The following is a 24,698-nucleotide window of genomic DNA, read 5'->3' as shown; positions in this document are numbered from 1 at the left end:
ATCTTTTCCACACATAGTAAAAAAAGGGCTGCAGATTGTTTTCATCTACAGCCCTTTTGATTAATTTAATTTGAAGCCAATGCTTCTAATATATCTTCTATCGTTCTTCCATTGTGTTCTTTAGATGGTACAGGTGTCTCACTTGCCGATTCATTAACTTTCATATAATTGTCCACTACAAACTGCAGGTCTGTAGCATTCACAACTTGGTCAAAGTTAATATCAGCAGCGCGATATGTGGTGCCCCAATGTTCTTCTATTAAAAGTGCGTCATGAACATCGATTACCCCATCAGCATTAACATCTCCTGGGGTAAGCTCTCCTACGCTCATCCCTGAATGTGTTTGACCTACAATATTTCCTTCGTCATCCGGGAATCCTACTCGGAAGTTGCGATAGGATGTGAAGTGCCCTGGGATTTTTGCTACCAATTTCATGTCGTTCAAAGTAAGAGGCAACTGCTCTACGAATTGTTGACTGTAGATATTAATAGTCGCATCATATCTATTACCATCTTGATCAAGCACATATACTTCCGCTCCAATGTTAGAAGCATTTAATCCAGGTTTCCAAACCGGTCTGCCTTCACGTTGAAGCGATTTTGGCGCTGCAATACTACCTGTAATTTTGGAGTAGCTTGGTTTAACCCGAACATGATCAATTGCAGAAGCCATGTTTATGGATTGCTCCTCTTGATTCTTATAAGTTGCTTGATTATTGTTAAAGAATGTATACAGAACATAGTTTTCATCTTTTACCTTGATTGTCAGCTCTGCTACAGCAGTATCACCTGAGAAATTCCCCTCTGACAATTCAATATTGACTCCCAATCTGGAAGTGGTCGAATTTACTGCCGAAATTGATGTAGAAATGTCTGTTTCTCCAAGAGCTTGAAGTTCTTCATGTACTTTTACATCGAGTATTTCAATGTATCTGTTGTCAAAGTTAAAGCTTGTGTTAAATGCTTTTGCATCCGATACAGTGTTAGCGTTTAGGGTCATCACCACAGTATTTCCACTTTTAACTTGCTTTTCAGCTAATGAACCATACATATATGGAGTACCTTTTTCCACTAAAGTGAAGGATTTAATATCTCCGCCTACGCCTGCAGAATTGTACCCTTGGAATTCAACTTTTGAACTCTTTAGGGAAGGATTAATGGGCATCGAGTATTCAAAGCTACCATCTGGATTTACATAGAAACCATTAGTGAAAGATGTGCTATTGTTTTTCTCCATAATGAAGTTTTGTGATTGATCAATTTCTACTCCTAATGCTTTATAAGACTCATAAGTTTGATCAATAAGACTACCTTTTAATACATAGGAAGTTGCTCCTGCTTCATATTCAATGACACCTTCTTCTATGTCAGTTTTAAATTCAGGTCCCGTATAATCAATAAAGGTATGATCTGTCAGGGTATATGTCTTCCCGTTCTTATCCGTTGCGATCATTTTCACTTTGTAATGCCCCGGTCCATGATTTACATAAACTCTTTCAGAGGAGATTGGGTCCTCTGGATTTCCGGTAAATGGGAAGTACCTACCATCAAATACATTAGAAACATAATAATCGGTTTCTTCCAAAATACCTGAAGATGTTAGTTGCCCCAAGAATCCTATTTCTTCTTCTGTTTTCCCGTCAAGCAAGATAAAGTCTAGTGTATTTATTAGAGACTTGGTACGGAAAGACACTCCTGTTGTGTAGGTAACAAAAGGGTAAAAGAATTCAAAGTTCCTTGTGATGGCTTTTGGATCGGTTTTCATGTAATGAATTCCTTCTTCCACTACAACAAGGGCAAACGGAATACGGTATTTTTCATTGGAGTCTTTCTTGTTTTCCAATGTTACATATCCTTCATATGCACCCGGTTCAGCATTAGCAGGAACATTCATTTTTAATGTTGTGTTTTTGATTTTCCCCCCTGGAATGGTCACTACCTTGTCGTGTTGTAAAACTACTTTGTTCGCTTTTGCATCCTTAGAACCTTGTATCCCTACTTGAAATTCTGCCTTCAAATCGAAAGTTTTTGGCTTATTATCATTGTTCTTAATCGATACATCCCGCGATATAGAACCATTTGTTCCCTCTAGTAACAATGGACCGAAATTAAGTGCCCCTGATTTAGAACGGATTTCTGTTTCTTCTCCGTGCAAAATAGAAATAGCCGGGTTATCCACCAAAATTTCTCCTTTAGTGTTTAATGCTTTAAGAGGGTTTACCTGTCCACTACCAGCTTCAAACACACTGTATTCCTCGTTTAGCGGATCTGCTGTGTTCATTAAAATAGTTTTGATTTGTTCAGGTGTATATTCCTTATTTTTTTCTAATAAAAGCGCTGCTACACCTGCCACATAAGGAGAAGCCATTGATGTGCCGGAGTAACGCTTATATGCCAGTTCATAGTTTTCCAAGTAATCTTTCCCATTAGTATAAGCCGGGACTGTAGAAAGAATCTGCTCACCAGGAGCCGTCACTTCCGGTTTGATTTCATAATTCAATCTGGACGGACCACGGGAACTGAAATCGGTTAAATACCCGCCTTCCAATGTGAAATCTCCAGCACGGTTAAAGGTGATGGTTAATTCCTGAATAGAGAGCATGTTTTTAACCGCTTCCCCTTCATCTTTTGTGAGGGAGAAGGTTGGGATATATTGGACGGTCTCCCCTAAATAATGCGGGATGTGCCCTTGACTTTCGTCGTTATTATATAAAAGAACCGCTTTTGCTCCTTTATTTTTTGCAAGTGTTATCTTCTGATCAAAAGAGGTGATACCTCTAGAAATTAGAACGGTCTTGCCCTCTACGTTTTCCCCTACATAATCACCAGGCTGTCCTAATCCTACATCCACGATGGACAGGTTTTCCCCTTCTAATAGGTCAACAGGATCCTGGATGTTTAAGGCCATTAAGCGTAATTCCACTTGAAGATCATTTGAGCCAGCAATAGATCCGGCGAATGTTGGGACGGTGATAGATGTGTTGTTTGCTCCTACTGTAATCGCTAAAGTAGAGGTACCAGGTGAACCTAGTGTTCTCATCTCGCTTCCAGAGTTCCCTGCAGCAACTACTGAAGTTACCCCTGCAAGTACCGCATTATTCACTGCAATGGATGTCGGAAAATAAGGATCATTAATGCTTGCTCCTAGTGATAGATTAATAATATCCATCTCATCTTGAACTGCCCGATCAATTGCCGCGATAATATGACTAGACATGCCCGTTCCATATGGACCTAGGACACGATATCCGTATAAATCTACATCAGGTGCTATTCCCGATACGGCGTATTCTGTTTCATTGGTGCCTTGACCAGCAATGATTCCTGCGACATGTGTACCATGAGCGGTATAATAGGTATTCCCCGCATAAACTTCCGCTTTGCCTGATTGCTTCCAATCCTCGTAAGTGGTCTCCATTGGATCGTCATCATTATCTACGAAATCGTATCCACCTTTATATGCATCTTTCAAATCTGGATGATTGTAATCTATTCCTGTGTCGATTACGGCTACTTTGACTCCTTCACCGGTAAAGCCGTTTTCGTGTAAAGTTTGAGATGAAGAAGCAGTGATCAATTCTTCCACATTTTTTTCTTCTTCAATTGGAGAAATGACTTGTATTTCCTTATCACTCCAAATGGCCTTTACTGCTTGAGATTCCATTAAGGCTTCCACTTGATCAGCTGGAACTTCCATGGATACCCCATTAAAGGCATGTTTAAATTCATGACGAATAATTAGATTAGTAGACTTGTTCTTTGCTTTATTCTGTATAGCTTCAACATCTTTCTTAAATTGGGCATGGGCAGCCTCAACATTCTTTTTTGCAGTAGCAAAATCTAAAGTTCTTCCACTCGCCTTCACTGCTGTTTCAGCTGGAAGTTCCTTAAACTGTACAATAACTTTCAGGGATTCATCCCCGTTTAAATCTAGAGTAGAATCTAGGTGCAAGCCTGTTTGTTCAGTTGTTTCAAGTTGATGTAGCGCCTTTCGTTGCTCTGTTGTTAAAGAAGAAAGCATATTCTTTGCATCCAATTCTTTATCAACTGCATTTACAGGAAGAACAGAATGAAAAGGTGAAAATAATACTAGTATAGCTAAGAGCACGAATGTTACTTTTTTTATCGTTGTAACCATGTAATCTCCCCCTACTTTCTACCTAATAATGAATAAGTGATGTGCTATGTGAAGCTAGTAAATATCCGATTTTATCCTCTCTATTTGAATTTTGAATATTTAGATATGTCTATTTCAAGGATATTCTAGCATAGAAAGGTGGAAAGGTAGATTGGGGTATTTCCTACAGCTACAGTTGTACTTTTGACCTATTTTAGCTTCATGAAAATTAAATATGATGGAACTTTTTACATGAAACCTTTAAACTTAATAGCAAAATACAGCCTATATCCCTATTTTCAGTTGGGGTTTGACCACTGCCAAAAATGTGCGGAAGCGTGCAGACTTTGTGCTACCGAAGAGTTCGGAACTCTGGGTTTGAAGTAGATAAGTACCTTGAGACCATCTGGGGAGTGGGGTATAGATGGAATGATCAGTAATAAGCATAGAAAATTGGGTGGTGGAAAAATGATGACTGCATCTGTTAGATTAATTAGACAACATACCACTATAGGGATTTCCTTGTAGATTGTCTGTCTTATCTTAGTTCAAACAAGAAATGATTTGGATCCTCTTCATTCATGGAATAGAGCATTTGCGGATATTTCTCTATTTATGCTTGGCATCGTATTGTTAATGGGGCCTCTTTCCTATTTTTATAAGCCTTTGCAAAAGCAGATTGTCTGGAGAAGAACCTTGGGGATCTGGTCTGCCATTTATGCTTTATTGCACACAATCGTCATCTTGGATGGCTGGGTTGAATGGAACCTTGAGCGTTTATTCTTCATTTTCACCCCACCGGGACAGCCTTGGATTCTGCACCCCGGTTTTGCACTTGCCAATATGATCGGCATCTTAGCTCTAATCTATTACTTAATGCTGACAGTCACTTCTAATGACTGGAGTATCAAACTTCTTGGGAAAAAATCATGGAAATACCTCCAGCAGAAAACCACTGTATTATATACCCTGGTTATCTTGCACACACTCTATTTTCTTTTTTTCCACGAACCAGAGAATCCTAATTGGTTTAAAGGTCCTTTTATTGTCATGATCGTTTTCATATTCATCTTACGAGTCTCTGCTTTTCTTAAAGCCGTCAAAAGAAAAAGCTTGAAAAAGGCCGATTAATAGACCTCTTCAAGCTTTCTTACTTCCTATTCTTCTTTCGACAACTCACTCTCGGTCACCCATTTATGATTCGTCACTTCTTCTCCGCTGTCAGTGAGGGTAAAGTCCACCATATAAACAGTGGTTTCTTCCGCAGAGTCGATGGTTGCCGTAGCTCCTTGCATGCCCTCCATATGATCAGCGTCCACTTCTACTTCATCGCCAACTTCATATAGCTCTTCTTGAGCATCCTTTACTTCCTCATGAATAATCCACTTATGATCCTCCACTCGTTCCCCGCCACCTGTCGGATCATAAGAAATGGAGTAGACTGTTGTGTCATAGGCCCCCACAATGGTTGCCTCCGCACCTTCCATACCAGGCATGTGAGGATCTGTAATGGTAGCAGTGCTGCCTACTTCAAAAGTTGGATTTTCTTTTTCTTTCAACCCTTCAGGAACCTCACCTGAACCGGACATATCCATGCCAGCGTGATCACCGTGACCACCATCGTGGGATTCTTCTTCGGCATTATTTGCTTGATTATTGTTTGGCGCCGCCTCTTCATTTTCCCCTGCTGCACAGCCGGATAATGTGATGGCCGCTGCCATGGTCAGTGCCCCCATTAGCTTTCTTTTTTTCATGCAATAACCTCCTTTGAGTTCTATATTCACAGTGTACCCAAAAAGTTTGCAGAAAATATGAAGAAAGCACACCCAGTTACTTAACCTTAGAGATGATCTGATCGATAACCTTCCCATATTCATCCACTACAATCTTCGCACCATTGCTATTTAAATGCACACCATCTATTGTAAGACGCAACCCTCGTTCTGCTGCCAAGCGGTCCACCCGCTTCGGACTTCTGTAGAAGAAGACATCCTTTACTAATCTACCTACACCTGTACTAAGGTAATCTGTCGTTTGTAGTGTTTCTAACTTCTCCGTAAATACTCGATGCAAATCTATAAATTTTACTTGTTTATGCTCTTTTGAAATTTCTTCCATAATGATGGAAAGGTTGAGCAATCCCCTATTGGAAGCATTGATATGGTCCCCGATCAATGCAGGAGACACGACCACCACCTCTTTAGAAGATTGCAAGACTAACTCTAGCACTTGTTCAAAGTACTCCCGGAACTCTTCTGAATTTCTGGTGATTGGCTGAGCCTGGACTTTCAATAGTTTCGAATAGATATCGTTGACCCCAATCCAGAGGAAGGCAAGGTCACAATCTTGTTCTAATTTATTTTTGCTTAGCCTTGTATGTAAACTCTTGACCGTTTCACCGGCCTTACCTAGGTTGGCGAATTTTATATTTGGGTATTTCTTTTTTAATATGTTAAAGAAGGAAACGCCTGGTCTGCCTTCCGTTAAGCTATCACCGATGCATGCGATTTTCATAGTGTCGTCCCGTCCTCCCATTGTTACAGTTGATCTAGAATAGCTAATTTCAGTACGGTCTGCAGCACAAAAGCTGCCACTAGATTCCGCCAATTAACAACTATTCTACCATTTCTCGGCTGCACAATTCCCAATGCTTTTGCTTTTGAAAAACCACGCACCCCACAAGTTCATCAATCGTTCCCATAATCTTCTCTACGTTGCCTAAATAATAAAAAGTGCTGGTCGTCTTAAAGTTATCTATATCCTCATTCTCGGAAAACAAAAATATTTTCTTTCCTTGACCAAGGGCAATCCCGAATTCTATATGGCTGCCTTTTCCGGCGGGCAGTAAGACAATTAGAAAATCCGCCTCTAACACGGCAATAAGTTCCTTCTCGCCGATTTCTTTTAGATCTTCTAAAGTGGCGGCGCGTTCGTTTTGGGTCCAATCATAGGTTTGGATGAAGCCTTTGTTTTTGAGTAGGTTACTTACTTCTCGTACCTTATCTGTATTAGTGAAGCTTGAGGCTATGTAGAATTTATTGGTCATTGTTATTCACCCCGTACATACTACCCAATAATTTATATACTTCTTGTGCTGCTTCCTCGGAAAGAGAATATATGACATGGGTATCCTTCTTGTTCATAATTGTTCCTGAGGATTCGTGAAACCAGAGGTAGTATGTATTTGCACCCACTATTAATTTATAGTGAGGATCTGACATATCAGCTACTCCAGGTTCTTTGCTTGCATTCAAGAAAGCATCTTGAATAATATTTATATCCTCTTGATTTGTCAGCGCCTTTTCCGAATCGACTTTCACTACTGAGAAGCTCTCCATCTCATTAATCACAATTTTGTCAATTACTTCTTCTACGTCATATATTACAGCTTTTTTTATATCCTCGTTCACAACATTCGTTTTCCGTTCCTCAATAGAACACGCAACTAGCAATAAAGTAAAAACCATGCAAATCCAAAATAAAGACGCATTTTTTTTCAACACTAACACCCCCGTTCTGAGTTTGATTTAAATACCCAATCTGGATACGGCAACGCGAGTTTTGGAATGTTGTCTTCTTCAAAATACTTTAATATCTCCGACTCTCCATCCACCGCTTCCAAGATACCACTGACTATTTTGCACTCATATACTGTTACTTGGTATTCCACTTGATCACCATTCGCGTAAGTGTGACGAAATTCCTTTCCACCAAAAACACCTAAGATGTTGATCGGCTTTATTGTCAGGCCTGACTCTTCCCATACTTCCCTCACTACTGCTTCAGCTGGAGATTCTCCTGGTTCAATGGCACCCGCTGGCAAACTCCAGTACTCACTGTTCTTAGGATATTGTAATAATATTTTCAATTCTTCATTTCTAATGACTGCTGCAACACTCGGGATAAGCAGAAGGTCGGTCCCCACTCTTTCACGTAACTTTCGGTAGTAATCTGAAATAGGCATTTTGTTTGCAGCTCTCCTTTATTTAACAATAGGGCGGCTCTGTTTTGTCAGAAGGTCATCGATGAATACTCTAAATCACCATAATTACTTTTTCGTTGCCTACTATTGATCTTAGGTGTTTTATGTAATCCACTACTTATGTATATGTCGTATAGGTCGGGGGATAAGTTTCTGAGGAGGAGTGTCGGAATTTAGGTAGATTTGTCGAACCGCTAGTATTGAAGTGTGTTCCGACAGTAATCAAGATGTTTTGGACAGTATTTTAAAATTTCCGACAGTATTTGGTGAGTTTTGGACAGTATTAGGGGACTTTCCGACAGTATTTTTATTTGGACTATTTTTTAGTTAATTGTACACCGATATATGTAGTACTCTTGCATTAAATAATTTCATAATTAAGAAACGCCAACCCCCCAAAGAGATCAGCGCCATCAAAATTTAGTATTTCTTCCGTCTCATCCATTGCGTTGCCGCCCATTTATCCCCCACCACAACAGGAGAACCGCCGTGTAAGGTCAATTCATTCAGTTCTTGATCATCATAAAAATACTCAAAATAAACTGCCATACCTTTTTGTGGAGAGACAGATAATTTCAGCTTGGGAAAATATGTTTCCCCACCTTCTTCCACATCATTTAGGTACATAACAAGTGTACTAATTCGCGGATTAGTTACTGGTTTGTTTGAAGACTTAAAGAAATCAAAGTGTGCCTTGTATTCCTGTCCTACCTGATAGTTCAGGATTTGCAAGCCTTCGCCGTGTTCCACTGGCACATTCATAATCTGCGAAACTCTTTTTTCAATCCTAGCTACCAGCTCATTTTCGCCTTCTTGAAAGAATGTACTGCTGCTTGTCCTGATCGCGTCCACTTCCACTCCATTTGCAACTTTCGAACGCTTCATCTTATCCTTTGACAATTGAATCAGCGCGTCGCATTCTTCATCGCTAAGAACATTAGCAAGCACAACCACTAGGGGCTCTTCCAGTCGTGCTATGATCGCTATCTCTCTATCTTCTGTTTTTATCTTATTGCCAACATGAGGAAAAATAGTCTGTTCTTTAACAGTCAAACCTGTCATATCCATCGTCAACTAACATCAACCTCTTTTATAGTGTTATTAATATTCTGAAAATTTAAAGGGTACTTATACTCGCTAGTAAAATAATTTTACACTGTAAAGAGGTACAATACTATCTTTTTATCTGTCCATCTATTACCAAGATTGTTCCACATCCAATTCATAATACGGTTCTTCTTGATTAGTATCTTCAAACCATTTCAAACCTTTAAATTCAAATCCAATTTTCTCGAGTATTCTTAGTGAGCCTTTATTGGCTGGATCTGCAGAAGCAAACAAACGGCTTACCGTTTTCTTTGCTTTTGCCACTTCCACACATGCTAAAGCGGCTTCCGAGGCATATCCCTTCCCCCAAGTATCATTGGCAAAATGATAAATGAGTTCGACTTTTTCAAGTGTATCTTCCACATTGAAACCAGCAGTCCCGATGACATTTCCAGAGGTCTTCTCAACCACTGCATAAACCGACAAGCCTTTTTCATCGTGGCATTTTTCATAGTATTCTACTATCTTGGGAAGCTTTTCGTGAGCTGTTGCACCTGCACATAGTCCCATTACTTCTTGATTTCCCCAAATACGTTGAAGCGGTTTTACATCTGCTACTTCTAGCACTCTTAAGTATAACCTCTCTGTTTCGTAGACCTTTTTCATTGAGACACCTCCTTTAAAATTATTATGGTCGTAAATATTACAATACTAAGAATCTACTATTTATCTTGCCACAAAATGTTATCCCAGTGTAACTACCTTAAAATCTCGCTGTCATCTCCGACTGTTAGTATTGGACAGGTCAGATTACCTAGATAAGGGGATGATAGTTTGAAACGATTAACAGCAGGATTAGCTTTAGCAGGTGTATTGGCATTCAATCCGGTGATAGGTCATGCGGAGCTTGGAGATCAGACGCTCGAACCTGGAATGTATCATGAGGATGTAAAAGAACTACAACAAATTTTGGATGATAAAGGGTATTTCGGCTATTCAGAAACCACTACATATTATGGTGAATATACAACAGATGCCGTGAAAAAGTTTCAAGCTGATAATGGAATTACGGCGAATGGAATTGCCGGAGAGGAAACATTTGAAGCCCTAGGTATTGAAAGTAACGAATCAGATATCGTTGAAGTTGCGAAGAAGTATGACGGTACGCCTTATCAGTGGGGTGGAGAGACACCTGAAGAAGGCTTTGACTGCAGCGGATACTTAAACTATATTTTTGATGAAGCAGAAAATAAAGATCTTCCGCGAACGGTTAAAGACATCTATGCAGAAGGAACGCAAGTAGAGTCACCAGCTGTCGGGGACATTGTATTCTTTGATATAGAAGGAAACGGACCAAGCCATGCAGGCCTGTACATCGGTGGCGGGGAATTCATCCACGCATCATCAACGGAAGGTGTGAAAATTAGCGAGATTGGAAGTTCCTACTGGAAGGACAAATACATTGGTGCAAAAAGTTACTAACGATAAGCAAGAGTGGAACACACGAGGTTGCTAACTCGTGTGTTTTCATTTATCATTTCACCAAATAAACTACCAGTTCTTCATACCAGATTCCCTCTTGTTCATAATGATTCAAGAAAAAAGCGTCAAAGGTATAGGCATCGTTTTCAAAATGAATGCTGTTTGATTTTTCAATTGCCATCATAAGTCCGCTCAAGTCAGATGTGTGAGTTTCATAAATTAATTCACCGTCGCAATAATATTTGACATCCATATAAACACCACCTTATTTGCTTATTTCTTAACATCCACCAATTCAAACCTTTCACAAACCAAAAGCATATCCTCGGAATACTCTCTCCCTATCTCACGCAATTCTTTCGTAAAGAATTCCACATGAACATTCCACCAATATTGATATGTACGGTCCCCTTCTCCTTCTGAAATCGCAAATTCCTCGGGCACTTCGTTCATCGGCATAATCTGTACATCCACCGTTTTAATAATGGCAACAGGTTCGTCTTTACTATTCAGAACAACACTGTAGTCCTCTGTTGTAGGTAGAGGTTCCTTTTCCACTTCATAAAAAACATATCCAGAACAGGTTGCTTTTTTCACCCCATCTATCACTAATTGTGCCAAATAGTCCGGACTACCACCGAACTGCCATGCGGTCACTCTTTCCGGCATTTCTTGACCACTCCAATAATTATTCCAGTACTCTAAAGATGCTTGATTCATGCTTATGCTCCTCCATTACTATGTATTTCATTAACCTATGCGAATCTTCTGTTGCAACATTTTCAGAAAGTCTTGCTGCCGCAATGATTGGTGCCCATTCGAGTATTTCCTTTCGACTACACCCACTTTTCTCGCAATATAGTTTCAAATACAACTCCGCTATATCCGTTGAAACTTGGGTGTAAAGTATGTATGTACGGCAAACGTCTGCCCGCGGATCACCTGCACTTGCATCAACCCAATCAATGATGAACACCTCATCACCTGATTTTATCAAGTTATAAAAGTGGAAATCCCCATGGCATAGCTTGTTTTCAACGGTCATCAAAGATAATTTTTTTACTAACGACATCTTTATTTTCTCATCCAATCCTTTAACAGCCTCTATTTTCCGTTGGAGTCTTGCATGCATAGGCTCTAACGTCTCCGCAAGCACCGTATGGATATCCATCTGAATATCAATGGACATTTCCAAAAAAAATTCTAACTGCTCCATGTTATCTGCCACGAGTTCACCAAGTGTTTTTCCTTTCACATATTCCATGATGATGGACTGTTTCCCATTCACTTTTTTGACATCCAGAATGTTAGGGACGCGTAGATTACTTTCAAAGGCAAACCTTTGCTTTTGTGCTTCATAGTTTGGCTCCGTACTTGGTAGATGTTCTTTAAAAACTTTGATGATTTGATTTTCATACAAATAGATATTAGCAGTATTTCCAGAAGCTATAGGCTCCCCAATGTCCATTGCACACATCCCCTTTTAAAAGTACTCATATAAATCGAGAAAATAGTTGTAGTCTCCTTCAGTCAGGATGCATTCTCCATAGCCTTTAAAGAAACTTACCTTATCCCCTTCCCAGTCAAATACAGCTTTTTTTGGACGAATAGCCAAAGAAACATCGTATCTGGGATCACCAAAAGCTCCACCGCTCCAATCAATAATTCCAGTAACCACGCCGTAATGTACTAGTACATTATCAATTGTTAAGTCACCGTGGATAAGGGTTTGTTTTCTATTACTAGGTCGGTTTTTCTTGATTTGTTCCAGCAAGTCTTCCGAACCATCCACCTCGTAGTTTTGCAGATTGTATACTGCTTGATCGAGCATATCACCCAACCAAATTTTCTTGTTCTTTAAGGTTTCCGGACACGGTGTAGCATGGATATCAGACACTATTTTTCCGAAGTTAACTAATATTTCCTCCCGCATACGTTTATTATGGGTTTTAGTTAACGCAGCCCTGACCGTTTCCCCTTCCAGATACTCAAGTAACGCCCAAGACTGACCCTCTAGCTCAACAAATTTTTCAACCCTTGGAACCAGCAATGAAGTTTCCTTTTTCAAGCATCGTAGAACCATTATCTCTTTCTTTAGCCAAGCGTTGAACTGTGGCTTTTTGGTTCGTTTAAGAGCAAAACATCCTTGATCACTAGTGATGATGCCTACATCCGAAGTACAACCTTGACGAGGGAAAGCGATAGATTGTATGTTAATATAATTTTTAATTTCTGTTGGTATTTCTTGAAGATTAATGGGTTGCATGACAATCACTCCAATATGATGTTAAAACTCAATATAAAAAGGAATCATTTCTTCCTTTAAACAATATTCAATCCGCTCCCTAAAATTCTTGTAACTGACCATTTTTAGCGCCTGCTCTATAGGGTAAAAACCAACTTCCAAACTCTCCGGTGAAGTAGTTGGTGTCCCTCCAATCGGTTTTGCTAAGAACAACGTGTTGCAGATGGAGCCATTAACATTCTGAAAAACTCCACAAAACTTCACGATTTCCACATCGATTCCGGATTCCTCCTTCGTTTCCCTGATAGAAGCATCCTTTAAAGACTCTCCTTCTTCCACTTGTCCGCCAGGCATCTCCCATCCACGGCGTGGACCTTTAATCAATAGGACTTCATTCTTGTCATTCAAAACAACCGTCGCAGCCGAAATGATGTGTTTGGGTGTCACTCTTTCTGTTTGTACCATTGGTTATTCCTCCTTGTTGTATCGTTATTGAATTAACTGTTATCTTTCCCTGATGGCCCTGCGACAGATTTTTTCAATTTTTCACACCCTCTTGGCTGATTTATTGATAAATCCCTAGAATTCTTGATATATCTCTGAATTTCTTGATATATCCTGAATTTTATTGATATATCTCGAAAATTATTGATATATTTCCAGATTTCTTGATATATCACCCTAGCACCCTGCTGCCTCATCAGGAGGAGGTATTCTCCTTCCGCTTAAAGGCTACTTATCTACGCCAACCACACTATATTTCTCCAAAAACCCGTTCAATGTCTGGTTATAGAGCTCCGGCTGCTCGGAATGAACCAGGTGTCCGGCAAACGGTATGACTGATACGTGGAAAAGCTTACTTAACCCATAGACCTTGACGGCACCCTTCGCTTCAATCGCGTTTTCCTCTCCTACCTGAACAAAGTTGGCATCTCTAGCCCACTCAAATCAGATGTTTCTCCAAAGAGATAGGAATCTTCTTCCGCATACAATTTGATAAACTAAACTCCCTCCAACCATCCCCATGAAGCTGATCAAAGTATGCTGTAATTTGATCATTTTCTAAAAGTGCATTTTGCTGTTCCACCATAACCCCATGTATCTCTGACCAATTAGCAGGTTTCTCCGGCATCAACCCAGAAAGAGTAAAAGTCTTCACTTTCTCAGGAAATCTTTTCGCGAAAAACAGCCCTACCAGTGCACCGATGGAACAGCCAACGATATAAGCAGATTCCACTCCTAAATGAGCCAGCGTATCATTTAGATCAGACGCGCTATCTTCATAATAATTAGAGAGCTCTTTGGACACCGATTTCCCATGCCCCCTCAAGTCTGGCAAAATCACTTTATACCCCGACTCGAAATATAGCCGTTGTTCTTCAAAATCAGTCATCCCCGTCTGCAAACCTGTATGCAAAAATACGATTGGTTCACCATTTCCAACAACCGCTGCATGTAAAAACATTTATCCCCCACACCTTGCTCGATTTGCTGTTTAGTCCCACAACCGTCTTACCCCAACCAACACATCTCCGGCAAACGTTAACTTATAGATATCAGGCATATCCAACCCATTCCAAAACGAAAAATCAAACCGCTTGTCAAAATGATTCATGATTAATACCATGATGTTTCCGTGTGTGCCGATCACCACGTTTTTTCCTTCGTACTTTTGCAATAGGTGCAGAATGACGCTCACACCTCTTGCCTGCGCCTCCATATTGGATTCACCGCCCTCCCATGCGAAGTTTGGCTCCTCCCAGACTTTTGTGATGGCCGCTGTGAAATCTTGAGCAGGCTTATTTGTCAACGTTCGTTCTTTCAATTCTTCAAAAATTTTAATTTCCAGATTATACTGTTGTGCCACACCTTCTACAGTTTGAACTGCCCTTTTATAAGGGCTAGAAACCACGACATTGATACTGTCTGGTTGGATCAAAGCCAGAATTCTCTCGGCATCCTTTTTTCCTTTTTCAGATAATGGTCGCTCTAATTCATCAGGTGTGTAAGTCGAATGCGCATGTCTAATGAAATACAAATTAGTCAATATAATCCCCCTTAAACAGATACCTCTTCCCTAAAATAGCTTGCTTTCGATGGTCTAAAAATGGTAATTAACAATCCTATAGCAAACAAAGTAGAAACACACGAAAATATAAGACAAACAAACTGCAGGGAGAACACCTCAGCTGCAAAGCCAAGTAGTAGAGTTAGCGCAATCTGCACTAGCCCTTGGAACATTTCCGTTATACTAGCGAATCTCCCCATGATATTGACAGGGACAGTGTTTTGGAAAAATGTTGCGTACCCTGCATTGGCAAATGCCATGAAAAAGCCAAGGAAAACAAATGCAGTCGTTGCGGTAAAAAAGTCGTAGGATGCATAAAAGGCTACATATCCGACAGAGGTCAGCAGCATTCCGACTCCTAAGTAAACCTTTAGTGACACTCTTTTTGCCACCAAAGCTGAAACGAACGCACCGCCCAAGGCCCCGAGACCCGTTAAACTTACGATTAACCCGTAATCTTTATCGGACAACTCCAAGACTTGTTTGATGAACGTCACCTCTTGCGAATCCAATGCGAATCCAAGTAGCATCGCGAATTGAAACAAGAGATAGACAGTGATGAAAAATCTTGCACTCTTAGTGAAACCTTTGACTACGTTCCAATCTCCCAATAGGGTTTGCAGTCGGATAGGTTCCCGAACTCTTTCAGCCTTCTCATCCACATCCGGCAGCAAGAAAATAAAGAATGCACATGCTAAAAACGTCACTGCGTTAATCAAAATACATATGTCTGTACTCACATACATGATGAGGAAACCGGCAATTGCCGGACCTAAAAGGAACGCACCAGAGCTCGTCATGCTCATAAACGAGTTAAATCTTTTACGTTCACTGACCGGTATAAGTTTCGTTATGTATACAGAAGAACTTGGTCCGAAAAATGCCCCGACCATATTAATGACTAGCAGTAAAACGTATATTACCCAGAGTGAATCAATGAATGGGATGAGAAATACTAGTCCTCCACGGGCAACATCCACCCAAATCATCAGCTTCCTTTTATTAACCCTATCAATGACACTTCCCGCCCACGTATTGGTTAGTAAAATGGCGATAGGCCTGATTATGTATAATCCCGCAACCGCCGCTGCAGAACCCGTCATATTTAATATCGATAAATTTAGTGCAATTAAGTAAATCCAGCTCCCCAAATGAGAAATGCCAATTCCGGCAATCAATAAGAAGGGGTACTTCCAAGAAGACATGTGACCACCCTTTTCTTTTTTCAACACATAAAAGAAAAGCATCGGAACTGCTCCCGATGCCGCTTTTCTCTTTACAAATATTACTATATCATACTATTCAGAAAAAAGTTCCGGGATTTAAGGGTTATCCCCCTGCTATCCCCATGACTACAATCGCGACGACAATCATCACTGCGATAAATAAAAATATTAAGCCAAGAATGATAAAACCAATCATTCCATACTTTCTCGTCCCATTATCTAGAAAGAGAGCAATTGCAAATGATATAATCGCAATAAACATCGGATATCTCCATGGGATTCCAAGAGTATAATAAACACCATCTATGGTAGATGAAAATTCTCCGATGATTTCAAGAATGAAAAGTGCGACTAGTAAGTAGCCGATGCCCAATGAAACTCTACTTATAATGGATTTGGTCTTTATGACACACATCCCCCTCTGTAGCTCATTCTCTTACGCTTCTCTCATTGCCTCTTTTAAAATTCCCAGTTATTTTTGCCATGATCAATTGCTCTGCTTTATCATCCTCTGCAGCTTCCATCCGCTCAAGAAATTTATTCGCTTCTTTTCCTTTTAGAATTTTCACTTGTCGATTTTCATAATCCAGGAAGACGGTATTGTCTTTGGATATGCGGTAGCTAAAAGGTGATTCATCCAAACGGTTTCTTTTATCGATGTTTTTCATTTTTCATCTCCATTCCCCCTATAAGTTCTCCCCTGTCACCTTCTTGTACACCCCAGCACCTAACATCCCTACTCCTATTAAAAATAAGATTGGAACCATTAACCACATAACCGCAACCCCTGCAAATCCATCCCCTACACTTACCGCAACAAGCATTGCAACAATCCAGCTGAAAAATGGAGCAATGGAGAGCATCGTGATAATTCCCCAAATGATTAAAGCTTTATCATCATATTTACGGCTTAGTACGACACCAATAACTAATGACAAAATCAATACTAAAACTGCAACTGGCATAAATGTTTCCTCCTTTTTCAGCCATTAAAATAATACTTTATACATTTCCATAAAGTGGGTTGTATTTCCTTCTCTTATATTTACAATTATTTTTCGCTTTCTATTCAATTTTCAAGTAAGATAAATATATTAATAGATGCTGCCATCCTAAGGAGTGATTTACTTGCATAGCAAAATGTATCAACTGTTTGAGGAACGTCGAAGTATCCATGTACTCTATCCTTATGTTGGATTGAAAAATTACATAAATACAGTTGTAGATTTTGTGATAAATGGCATAATGGACGAAGAAAACGTCATTCTCATTGAAAATGAGCGTAATTATCGTATGATTCATAGAGAATTGAGTAGCCGTTTAACCGCTGGGCAGCTTAAATTTATTCATCGGGTGAACAACTTTGATTTCTATTTTAAAAACGGTAGCTATCAACCTCCCGCAATATTAGATTATTTCAACAGAATGGTACAACCCTATTTGGATAAAAACCTCTCTTTTCGAACATGGGCACATGTAGAGTGGCCTTCTGTAGGCGATCCACTTCACTTAATAGAAGACATCGAGCGAACTGCAGATGAAAAAGTAAAAAGTCTGTCTTTCCCTTTAATCTGTGCATACGAAGCAGAGCAAATGCCAAAACAACTTCAAACCATACTATACGAAACTCACCCATATATTTTATTAGAAGAAGGTTTCATTACATCAGAACAATACAAACCGCTTGTAGATGTAGAGTAAAAAAGAACGTATATCCGATTTATGGATATACGCTCTTTTCATATATTTTTAGAATTATTCCCACCACCAAAACTGTGTACCGTATGCGATCACCTCAAGCTTGTACAACATACAACCCTTTTCTTTCGTTCATCGCTTTTCTAAAGGATTTCTAGTAAAATAATAGAAAGACAGAAAAAAATGATGAAGGGGTGATTCACTTGAAAAGCAGAATGAATGATTTGTTTACAGAGGAAAGAAATATCCATGTTCTTTATTCCTATGATGTTAATGAGCAATACATAGAAAAGCTAGTAGATTTTGTCCAATCAGGAGTATCCGCTGGAGAATATGTTATTTTGATTGAGAATCAAAGAATTTACAAAACGCTTTATAAGAAGCTGATCACTCGTTTATCAGAGGAACAAATGAAGTTAGTTATATGGGTTAACAATTTTGATTTCTATTTTTCTAGTGGAAGTTATCATCCCCCTGCAATATATAACTACTTTACCGAGACCGTTCAGCCATTGGTTGAGGAAAAGCTGCTGTTCCGCTCGTGGGCACATGTAGAGTGGGCAACGATGGAGGGCCCGTTGCATATTATTGAGGATCTTGAACGCATAGTGGATGAAGCCGTTAACGAACTGGATTTTCCATTGGTCTGTGCTTATGAGGGCGCCAAAATGCCGGATTATCTTAGAAAAATTCTATTAGAAACTCACCCCTATATTCTGGTAGAAGATCAATTGTTAGTATCAGAAGCCTATCAATCAACTATAAAAGGGTAAAAGAAAGAAGCTTATCCTTTTGATAAGCTCCCTTTTTTCTTATTCCCACCACCAAGACTGTGTGCCATAAGGATACTCAACCCGGCTATCCATATGGGTAAAGCTGCCTTCGCTGTAGATCCCACTAAACCCTGAACTTTTCGCAGCATTGCGAACAGTGGTAGTACTCACACCAGATACGCTGATGTCTGCCGCAATCCCATAAGTGTGCTGGCTGTTGGAAGCTCCGCCGACATTGCGGTTGTGAGAGATGCTTCTAAAACCGGAGTTGACATTCATTGGACGGTTTCCAATTTTCACGCGGATCGCCTCAAGCTTGTACATCATACGACGCACATTCTCTTGCACAGTTGCTGCCGAAACATTACCGCCATTAAACCCGCTTCCGTCTTTAGAATAAAATTCGCTGTAACTGAAGTGTTTTGTTCCATTTGGTGATTCTAATTCATTTAACTTTGCTTGTGTCTGTGGTCCTACTACTCCATCCGCCGGCAACCCGTAAGCACGCTGAAATCGGATGACTGCCGCCTTTGTTCCCGCTCCGAACTGACCATCTACACTTACGACTGTCTGTTGCGGTGAATCAGCTGCCCAGCCTGCTACCCGAATCTGCAACTCTCTTACATCCCCACCACTTGAACCCTCACTTAAGGTCCTAGTCCAGTTATAAGCAGACGCCTCTTCCGCTGCGACCAAAGACAAAACCATCCCAAGCATCAAAGTGAAACTAAAAGCCAACATCTTCTGATACGCTTTAACCATCTTTCCATCTCTCCCAACCACAATAATTTTTTGAATGACTTGTTCAAATCAAACAGCAGCTACGACAACGATTGATTGCTAGGATTAGAGATTAATATTAAATATTAGATATGTAAGTTGTCCTCCTTCACTATGTTCTATTAACATAGTAAAGTATTTCTCTTGAAAAGAATTCAATTATTCCTACAAGAATGGAAAAAAATTTAGGGGACAGGCACCGCGACCCACATTTTTAATGTGGGTCAACGTGCCTGTCCCCTCGATTCCTTTAATGATGATGTCCACTGTCCCCACTATCATCATGTTCTTCCTCTTCTACTTCACTTTCCAAAATAGTGTCGATTTCATCCTGACTCATATCGCCAACGACCATTTGCTTAGTAGGCATCACATGCATATCACGTGCAGTTACATGAGACTGAACTCGATATACTCCCTTTTCATCAAAGGAGTGCTTCACTTCATAAACGCCATCACCCATATGCTCTGCATCAAGCAGGACACTGTTTTCTTTCCCTTTTTCCACATTCCAAATCTCTATCTGCACTTCTTTGGCATCTTCCACTTTTTCCTCCCCTTGGGTTACAAGGGTCTTGACCACAACTTCCGCTTCTTCTTTCACGTTCTCTGGAAGTTCCATTGTAACCTCCACGATTTCCAACGAAGTTTCTTCTTCAGGGGCACTTGTACACCCTACCATCAATAATAAAGCCGGAACAACAATCAGCAGTAATTTCTTCATTTCTACCACGACACCTTTCTTACCCTAACCAGGCTTTTAAACGTTTTATTCTTACAAATACAAGCTTATCTAATAAGAGCACCACAATGATGGAGATCCCGACCAATGGCATGATAAGTCCAAGAAGCAACATAATTATGGTAACGGCCCTTTTAATCTTGATATCTACATTTCGACCTGGAGCACCTAACCCATTCTCAGGTTTTCTTTTTCTCCACATAATAAGAGAGCTTACCATCATTCCTATCAAACCTATACAAAGTAGCAACCCAAGCAGTTGATTCGCCAAACCAAATAATTTCCCTTCATGAAGGGCGATTCCAAGCGTGATTGCTTTCCCCATAAATCCATAATCTTCATACCTGACATCTGTCAGCACAGCTCCACTATATTGATCCACATGCAGCGTAGCATTATCAAATGGTCTGGAGTGAGAGGTAGCAATAGTGAACACTCCCGTTTCCCCTTGTGGCATGGAAATGGTATACGGCTTTTGGATATCTTTCATTTCTGCAATGCCCGTTGCGTCATTGAGAGTCAAAGGGACATATTGATTATTTACTGATGCAGGTACTGGAACATTTTCAGAAGCCCAAGGGACATCTTCGGCAACATCCTTTGTCACCGCTACCGATTCAGGCTTAGGTCCAAAGCTAAAAGAGAATGCTGGATAACCGGTATTCGTCGCAGTTGCCACCCGGTTAATTTGCTCTCCCATCACACCGGACCATGGCAGTCCAGTCAAAATCAACATCAAAAGCCCAAGGGACAGCCAGAATGCTGGTACCGCATGCATGTCACGCCAGAACACCCGGCCTTTGCTTCTTACTCTTGGAAGAACCGTCCCCCAAATGGAGGCACGGTTGCGCGGCCACCAAATATACAGTCCGGTTAAAATTAGAATGATAGCCCAACAAGCTGCAAGTTCCACTAAGCGGTTGGCAGCCGTCCCGCCGACAATCAGTTCGCTATGCAGTTTCATGAAGATGGTCATCAGTTCTTCTTCAACAGGCATATCCCCCAACACTTTTCCTGTGTATGGATCTACATAAACACTGACAGCTTTACCGTCCTGCATAGTTGCAAACTTGGTAGTACGTTCCTCGTCATCAAAAACCGACACTGCGGTAAGAGAGGCACTCGGATATTCTTCCTTTACCTGTTCGGCCTGCGCATTGACAGACAAAGTTGCTGCGCTTGTTTCTTCCACAAAATAAAAATCCTTATAGATATAAGATTCAATCTGAGGCTTAAATAAGTAAACGGCTCCACTGAATGCCAAAATAATTAAAAAAGGAGCAAAAATAATCCCAGCGTAAAAGTGCCATCTCCACATGGTTTGGTAGAGGCCATTTCTGGTCTGATTTTTACCCTTTTCTTGCTTGGTTGTATTTTCCATAAGCATACTCCTTCAACTTTATCTTCGTATGCTTATATTCTGATGGTCAATTGTGAAAAAAGAATGAAGGATTAGTGAAAAATAAACAACGGTATTTCGACCGTTACTGCGGTGCCTAAACCAAGCTTAGAATCAACCACGATGTTACCATCATGTTTGTTTATAATCTGTTGCACGATGGATAGCCCAAGACCGGTGCCACCGCTTTTTCTTGTCCGGGCTTTTTCTACCCGGTAAAACCTTTCGAAAACGTACGGAACATCCTCTTCTGGGATTCCTATACCTTCATCCTCGATTTTAATGACTCCCTTACCTCTCGCCTCTACGACAGAAATTCGAATCGTCCTATTTTCAAGGGTATATTTGATAGCATTGCTCAAAAGATTATCGATGACCTGATCAAGTCTCTCGTAATCACCAATCACAACTACTTCTTCATTAAGCTGGACTTCGGTTAGTAAATTCTTATGTTTCAGCTTTAATTGGAAGCGATCGAGCACCTCTTTTACGAGTTCCGCCAATATGACTGGTTCCTTATTAATCGGATAAGAGTCTCCCTCCAACTGGGCAAGATCCAAAAGATCGTGTACAAGATGATTCATCCTGTCGGTTTCTTTCCGAACAGTCTCTGCGTATTTCTCAGTGGTTATAATCCCTTCATCCAATGCTTCACTATATCCTTTTAAATAGCTAATTGGCGTCCTTAATTCGTGGGATACATTGCCCAAAAATTCACGCCTGCTCCTGTCCACCTCATCAAGATTGGCTGACATTGTATTGATGGACCTGCCAAGACTCGCGATTTCATCCTCGCCTTTTATAGAAAGCGTTTTAGAAAAATCCCCTTTCGCAATATCTTTTGCCACTTTTTCCATTTGCTTTATTGGTTGTACAATTCGATTCGTCATTTTCGTTCCGACAAAGGTAAGGAGGACAATCAAAAGAAACATCCCCACTAAAAGTAAATTTCTTATTGGCTGAAAGGCTTCAACAATGGCCGTTAATGGCATATAAAGGAAAATGACAGCTTCCAGTCTATTATCCACAATCAGAGGGATGACAACCGCACGAATTTCCTGATTCAGTCCGGTATGGAATTTCGTAAAGGTCAATGTCTCCCCCTTCAGCAATTCCTGCCTCTCACTAAAGGTGATGAGATTCTCCTCTGCAAAAGAATCAAATGGTGCTCCACTTGCAAGTTGCATTGGATCATCAGTGTAAATGATAGAAGTTTCCGAGCTAACCTCTAACCAGTATATCCGGTCTGAAAATGTCTCCCTGCTTTCTTCGAAAAAAACACCTTCCAACGCTCGCCCTTGCTTCAATAACATCTCTGTCTGTTTTTCAATGTACAATGTTTGATATAGATAATAAGAAACGCCACCCATCAAGAGGATGGTCAGTACGGATACAGAGATGATGGTAAGCCAAATTTTATTCCGGATGGATAAAGGCTTCATGCCTCTTCACCGTCAAATTTATACCCAATTCCCCAGACCGTTTTTATTTTGGCTCCTGCATCTTTTAGCTTGAACCTTAATGTCTTCACATGAGTATCAACGGTGCGATACGAACCTTTCTCCGTATCCAATCCCCAAATAACATCATGAAGTTGTTCTCTTGTGTACACTTTGCCTTCATGTTCCATCAAAAAAAGTAATAAGTCATATTCCCTTCTTGCAAGGTTGATCCTTTCTCCCCCAACAAGCACTTGCCTAGCACTCTTTTGAACGGTAATCTCAGAATTGGAAACCACATCAAAAAAGGACTGATTGGAACGGCGGAGCAGTGCTTCTACTCTAGCTAGAAGCTCCTTTGGACTAAATGGCTTCATCACATAATCATCCGCACCAAGCTTTAGCCCTCTGACCCTGTCCCATTCATCACTTTTAGCCGTCAGCATCAGGATCGGCATCATGTACTTTTCACGGATTTTTTTACAGGCAGTAAAACCATCCATGACCGGCATCATTACATCCAGAATGATCAAATCCACCTCATGATCATAAAGTAGGTCTAGTGCCTCTTCACCGTTCTCAGCATGTAGAACTCGATAGCTTTCTTTATTCAAGTAGATATGAAGCATTTCCCTCATATCTGCTTCATCATCCACCACTAGTACTTGAAAGGCGTTCTTCACTCTCCATCGCCTCCTTTAAATAGTAAAAAGGGACCATTCGATACTTCATACTCCTCTATAATATCCAAACTATCCTGATCAAGGACCGTCACCTCATCGCCATCAAGGCTTGAGACATACAAGTTTGATCCATTGGCAATCATGTAGCTAGGATTATCAGCAACATTAATTTTCTTTTCCACCTCATAGGTGTCCTTGTTTAATTTCGTCAAACTGTGATCTCCGTGGCTAAGGACGTAAATGGATGAAGTATCAGCAATCTGAGAAATCTGGATTGGCATAAGCCCCGTTTCCTTTGCAAGAATTTCTTCACCAGTTTGCGGGTCATAAGCGAATACCTTCTCATTGATTTCACCAGTCGCACCATGGCCACCTATCCAAATATATTTCCCGTCAAAATGCAATCCTTCTGGCCTTTCATTTACCGAAAATGAATGGCTTATCTCATATTTATGTGTATCCATGATATATACTTCACCACTTCCGGCCGCAAGTACAAAAATCCTCTCCCCATCCTTAATCATCTTAGACGGGTACTCCCCCACATTCGCCACTTGAACAACCTCTTTTTTTTCTAGATCAATCACTTGTAATTTACTGCTCTTTCCATAGAGGGTATAAAGCAATTTATTATCTTTGTCATAGAGTAGTTCAAGAACTCCCTCCTCTATATCCATAAATTCGGTAATTGTATTCTCCATTGTATTAATCTCATAAAGGCTTTCTTCTTCCTTGACAGAAGCCATGATTATCCCTGGTTCCATCTCCACAATCGACGAAAATGTAAAAGGGAGACTCACTTTCTCTTGACTCCCTGTAGAAAGATTCAATGCCGTTAACGCATTCTCTTTCAGATGACTCACATAGATAACCGACTCTGCGTTCTCCGTTTTCGGCAATGCAATTTCAGAACTTGTACATGCCGTTAAGACCACTGCAAGTAATGCCGCGATTATAATAAAAGGATTCTTCATCCGTAACACTCCTAATTAGAAATACTAACCCTTATTTTACTC

The 24,698-nt window shown here is 40.4% G+C and carries 29 protein-coding genes; 4 read left to right on the top strand and 25 right to left on the bottom strand.

The genetic code is table 11. The annotated features are described in order from the left end of the window. Positions 1 to 65: 65 nt before the first annotated feature. A complete protein-coding gene (locus LG307_RS04890; RefSeq protein WP_404448650.1) occupies positions 66 to 4,139 on the bottom strand; it encodes a S8 family serine peptidase in 4,074 nt (1,357 codons plus the stop codon). A 594-nt stretch (positions 4,140 to 4,733) separates the two neighbouring features. Between LG307_RS04890 and LG307_RS04885 the strand changes: the two genes are divergently transcribed. Then, positions 4,734 to 5,249: a ferric reductase-like transmembrane domain-containing protein gene (locus LG307_RS04885; protein ID WP_404448648.1), complete on the top strand. Its 516-nt coding sequence runs from the start codon at positions 4,734 to 4,736 to the stop codon at positions 5,247 to 5,249. A gap of 26 nt (positions 5,250 to 5,275) precedes the next feature. Here LG307_RS04885 and LG307_RS04880 read toward each other — a convergent pair whose 3' ends face one another. The 7 genes from LG307_RS04880 to LG307_RS04850 form a co-directional block, all read right to left on the bottom strand. Next, on the bottom strand, positions 5,276 to 5,872 hold the full coding sequence (locus LG307_RS04880; RefSeq protein WP_404448646.1) for a YdhK family protein: 597 nt from the start codon (positions 5,870 to 5,872) through the stop codon (positions 5,276 to 5,278). Between the two features lie 76 nt (positions 5,873 to 5,948). Then, positions 5,949 to 6,632 (bottom strand): SGNH/GDSL hydrolase family protein, encoded by a 684-nt coding sequence (locus tag LG307_RS04875; protein ID WP_404448644.1) that lies wholly within the window; start codon positions 6,630 to 6,632, stop codon positions 5,949 to 5,951. 100 nt (positions 6,633 to 6,732) lie between these two features. Next, entirely contained in the window at positions 6,733 to 7,164 is a 432-nt protein-coding gene (locus LG307_RS04870) for a nucleoside 2-deoxyribosyltransferase (protein ID WP_404448642.1), read from the bottom strand. Further along, positions 7,154 to 7,618: a hypothetical protein gene (locus LG307_RS04865; protein ID WP_404448640.1), complete on the bottom strand. Its 465-nt coding sequence runs from the start codon at positions 7,616 to 7,618 to the stop codon at positions 7,154 to 7,156. The genes LG307_RS04870 and LG307_RS04865 overlap by 11 nt, the downstream gene beginning before the upstream one ends. A gap of 2 nt (positions 7,619 to 7,620) precedes the next feature. After that, entirely contained in the window at positions 7,621 to 8,082 is a 462-nt protein-coding gene (locus tag LG307_RS04860) for an NUDIX domain-containing protein (protein ID WP_404448638.1), read from the bottom strand. A gap of 438 nt (positions 8,083 to 8,520) precedes the next feature. Further along, positions 8,521 to 9,168, bottom strand: coding sequence for a 2OG-Fe(II) oxygenase (locus LG307_RS04855; RefSeq protein ID WP_404450381.1), 648 nt, complete (start codon positions 9,166 to 9,168; stop codon positions 8,521 to 8,523). Between the two features lie 129 nt (positions 9,169 to 9,297). After that, positions 9,298 to 9,813: a GNAT family N-acetyltransferase gene (locus LG307_RS04850; protein ID WP_404448637.1), complete on the bottom strand. Its 516-nt coding sequence runs from the start codon at positions 9,811 to 9,813 to the stop codon at positions 9,298 to 9,300. A gap of 168 nt (positions 9,814 to 9,981) precedes the next feature. Here LG307_RS04850 and LG307_RS04845 point away from each other — a divergent pair, with 168 nt between their 5' ends. Further along, positions 9,982 to 10,629 carry an NlpC/P60 family protein gene (locus LG307_RS04845; RefSeq protein ID WP_404448635.1) on the top strand — a complete coding sequence of 216 codons (648 nt, stop codon included), beginning with the start codon at positions 9,982 to 9,984 and terminating at the stop codon, positions 10,627 to 10,629. A gap of 52 nt (positions 10,630 to 10,681) precedes the next feature. Here LG307_RS04845 and LG307_RS04840 read toward each other — a convergent pair whose 3' ends face one another. From LG307_RS04840 to LG307_RS04790, 11 genes are all read right to left on the bottom strand, one after another. After that, positions 10,682 to 10,882, bottom strand: a complete 201-nt coding sequence (locus tag LG307_RS04840) for a hypothetical protein (protein WP_404448633.1) — start codon at positions 10,880 to 10,882, stop codon at positions 10,682 to 10,684. Positions 10,883 to 10,902: 20 nt separating this feature from the next. After that, positions 10,903 to 11,349 (bottom strand): ASCH domain-containing protein, encoded by a 447-nt coding sequence (locus tag LG307_RS04835; RefSeq protein WP_404448631.1) that lies wholly within the window; start codon positions 11,347 to 11,349, stop codon positions 10,903 to 10,905. Next, positions 11,318 to 12,097 (bottom strand): phosphotransferase, encoded by a 780-nt coding sequence (locus LG307_RS04830; protein WP_404448629.1) that lies wholly within the window; start codon positions 12,095 to 12,097, stop codon positions 11,318 to 11,320. The genes LG307_RS04835 and LG307_RS04830 overlap by 32 nt, the downstream gene beginning before the upstream one ends. Positions 12,098 to 12,112: 15 nt before the next feature. Continuing rightward, positions 12,113 to 12,895 carry a phosphotransferase family protein gene (locus tag LG307_RS04825; RefSeq protein WP_404448628.1) on the bottom strand — a complete coding sequence of 261 codons (783 nt, stop codon included), beginning with the start codon at positions 12,893 to 12,895 and terminating at the stop codon, positions 12,113 to 12,115. A gap of 21 nt (positions 12,896 to 12,916) precedes the next feature. Next, positions 12,917 to 13,339: an NUDIX hydrolase gene (locus LG307_RS04820; RefSeq protein WP_404448626.1), complete on the bottom strand. Its 423-nt coding sequence runs from the start codon at positions 13,337 to 13,339 to the stop codon at positions 12,917 to 12,919. Positions 13,340 to 13,817: 478 nt separating this feature from the next. Next, positions 13,818 to 14,339 (bottom strand): alpha/beta fold hydrolase, encoded by a 522-nt coding sequence (locus LG307_RS04815; protein WP_404448624.1) that lies wholly within the window; start codon positions 14,337 to 14,339, stop codon positions 13,818 to 13,820. Between the two features lie 30 nt (positions 14,340 to 14,369). Beyond that, on the bottom strand, positions 14,370 to 14,921 hold the full coding sequence (locus tag LG307_RS04810) for a histidine phosphatase family protein (RefSeq protein ID WP_404448622.1): 552 nt from the start codon (positions 14,919 to 14,921) through the stop codon (positions 14,370 to 14,372). A gap of 11 nt (positions 14,922 to 14,932) precedes the next feature. After that, positions 14,933 to 16,147 (bottom strand): MFS transporter, encoded by a 1,215-nt coding sequence (locus LG307_RS04805; protein WP_404450380.1) that lies wholly within the window; start codon positions 16,145 to 16,147, stop codon positions 14,933 to 14,935. 124 nt (positions 16,148 to 16,271) lie between these two features. Continuing rightward, a complete protein-coding gene (locus LG307_RS04800) occupies positions 16,272 to 16,583 on the bottom strand; it encodes a hypothetical protein (RefSeq protein WP_404448621.1) in 312 nt (103 codons plus the stop codon). A gap of 13 nt (positions 16,584 to 16,596) precedes the next feature. Next, positions 16,597 to 16,836 carry a hypothetical protein gene (locus LG307_RS04795; protein ID WP_404448619.1) on the bottom strand — a complete coding sequence of 80 codons (240 nt, stop codon included), beginning with the start codon at positions 16,834 to 16,836 and terminating at the stop codon, positions 16,597 to 16,599. Positions 16,837 to 16,854: 18 nt separating this feature from the next. Then, entirely contained in the window at positions 16,855 to 17,133 is a 279-nt protein-coding gene (locus tag LG307_RS04790; RefSeq protein ID WP_404448618.1) for a hypothetical protein, read from the bottom strand. A 163-nt stretch (positions 17,134 to 17,296) separates the two neighbouring features. Here LG307_RS04790 and LG307_RS04785 point away from each other — a divergent pair, with 163 nt between their 5' ends. Beyond that, positions 17,297 to 17,869: an MEDS domain-containing protein gene (locus LG307_RS04785; RefSeq protein ID WP_404448617.1), complete on the top strand. Its 573-nt coding sequence runs from the start codon at positions 17,297 to 17,299 to the stop codon at positions 17,867 to 17,869. Positions 17,870 to 18,069: 200 nt separating this feature from the next. Continuing rightward, positions 18,070 to 18,639: an MEDS domain-containing protein gene (locus LG307_RS04780; RefSeq protein ID WP_404448616.1), complete on the top strand. Its 570-nt coding sequence runs from the start codon at positions 18,070 to 18,072 to the stop codon at positions 18,637 to 18,639. 39 nt (positions 18,640 to 18,678) lie between these two features. On the opposite strand, the gene LG307_RS04775 is transcribed toward LG307_RS04780, so the two are convergent. The 6 genes from LG307_RS04775 to LG307_RS04750 all read right to left on the bottom strand — a co-directional run bounded on the left by LG307_RS04775 (position 18,679) and on the right by LG307_RS04750 (position 24,656). Further along, a complete protein-coding gene (locus LG307_RS04775) occupies positions 18,679 to 19,401 on the bottom strand; it encodes a D-Ala-D-Ala carboxypeptidase family metallohydrolase (protein WP_404448614.1) in 723 nt (240 codons plus the stop codon). Between the two features lie 268 nt (positions 19,402 to 19,669). Beyond that, positions 19,670 to 20,143, bottom strand: a complete 474-nt coding sequence (locus LG307_RS04770) for a FixH family protein (protein WP_404448612.1) — start codon at positions 20,141 to 20,143, stop codon at positions 19,670 to 19,672. Positions 20,144 to 20,162: 19 nt separating this feature from the next. Beyond that, on the bottom strand, positions 20,163 to 21,542 hold the full coding sequence (locus tag LG307_RS04765; RefSeq protein ID WP_404448610.1) for a PepSY-associated TM helix domain-containing protein: 1,380 nt from the start codon (positions 21,540 to 21,542) through the stop codon (positions 20,163 to 20,165). Positions 21,543 to 21,613: 71 nt separating this feature from the next. Beyond that, positions 21,614 to 23,002 carry a sensor histidine kinase gene (locus tag LG307_RS04760; RefSeq protein ID WP_404448608.1) on the bottom strand — a complete coding sequence of 463 codons (1,389 nt, stop codon included), beginning with the start codon at positions 23,000 to 23,002 and terminating at the stop codon, positions 21,614 to 21,616. After that, on the bottom strand, positions 22,999 to 23,682 hold the full coding sequence (locus LG307_RS04755; RefSeq protein WP_404448607.1) for a response regulator transcription factor: 684 nt from the start codon (positions 23,680 to 23,682) through the stop codon (positions 22,999 to 23,001). The genes LG307_RS04760 and LG307_RS04755 overlap by 4 nt, the downstream gene beginning before the upstream one ends. After that, positions 23,679 to 24,656: a YncE family protein gene (locus LG307_RS04750; protein ID WP_404448606.1), complete on the bottom strand. Its 978-nt coding sequence runs from the start codon at positions 24,654 to 24,656 to the stop codon at positions 23,679 to 23,681. The genes LG307_RS04755 and LG307_RS04750 overlap by 4 nt, the downstream gene beginning before the upstream one ends. Between the last annotated feature and the right edge of the window lie 42 nt (positions 24,657 to 24,698).

Origin of the sequence: Sutcliffiella horikoshii (genome assembly GCF_044809035.1) — a bacterium.
GTDB lineage: Bacteria > Bacillota > Bacilli > Bacillales > Bacillaceae_I > Sutcliffiella_A > Sutcliffiella_A horikoshii_G.
The sequence above is the reverse complement of the archived record's forward strand: the minus strand, read 5'-3'. Positions and strand labels throughout refer to the sequence as shown.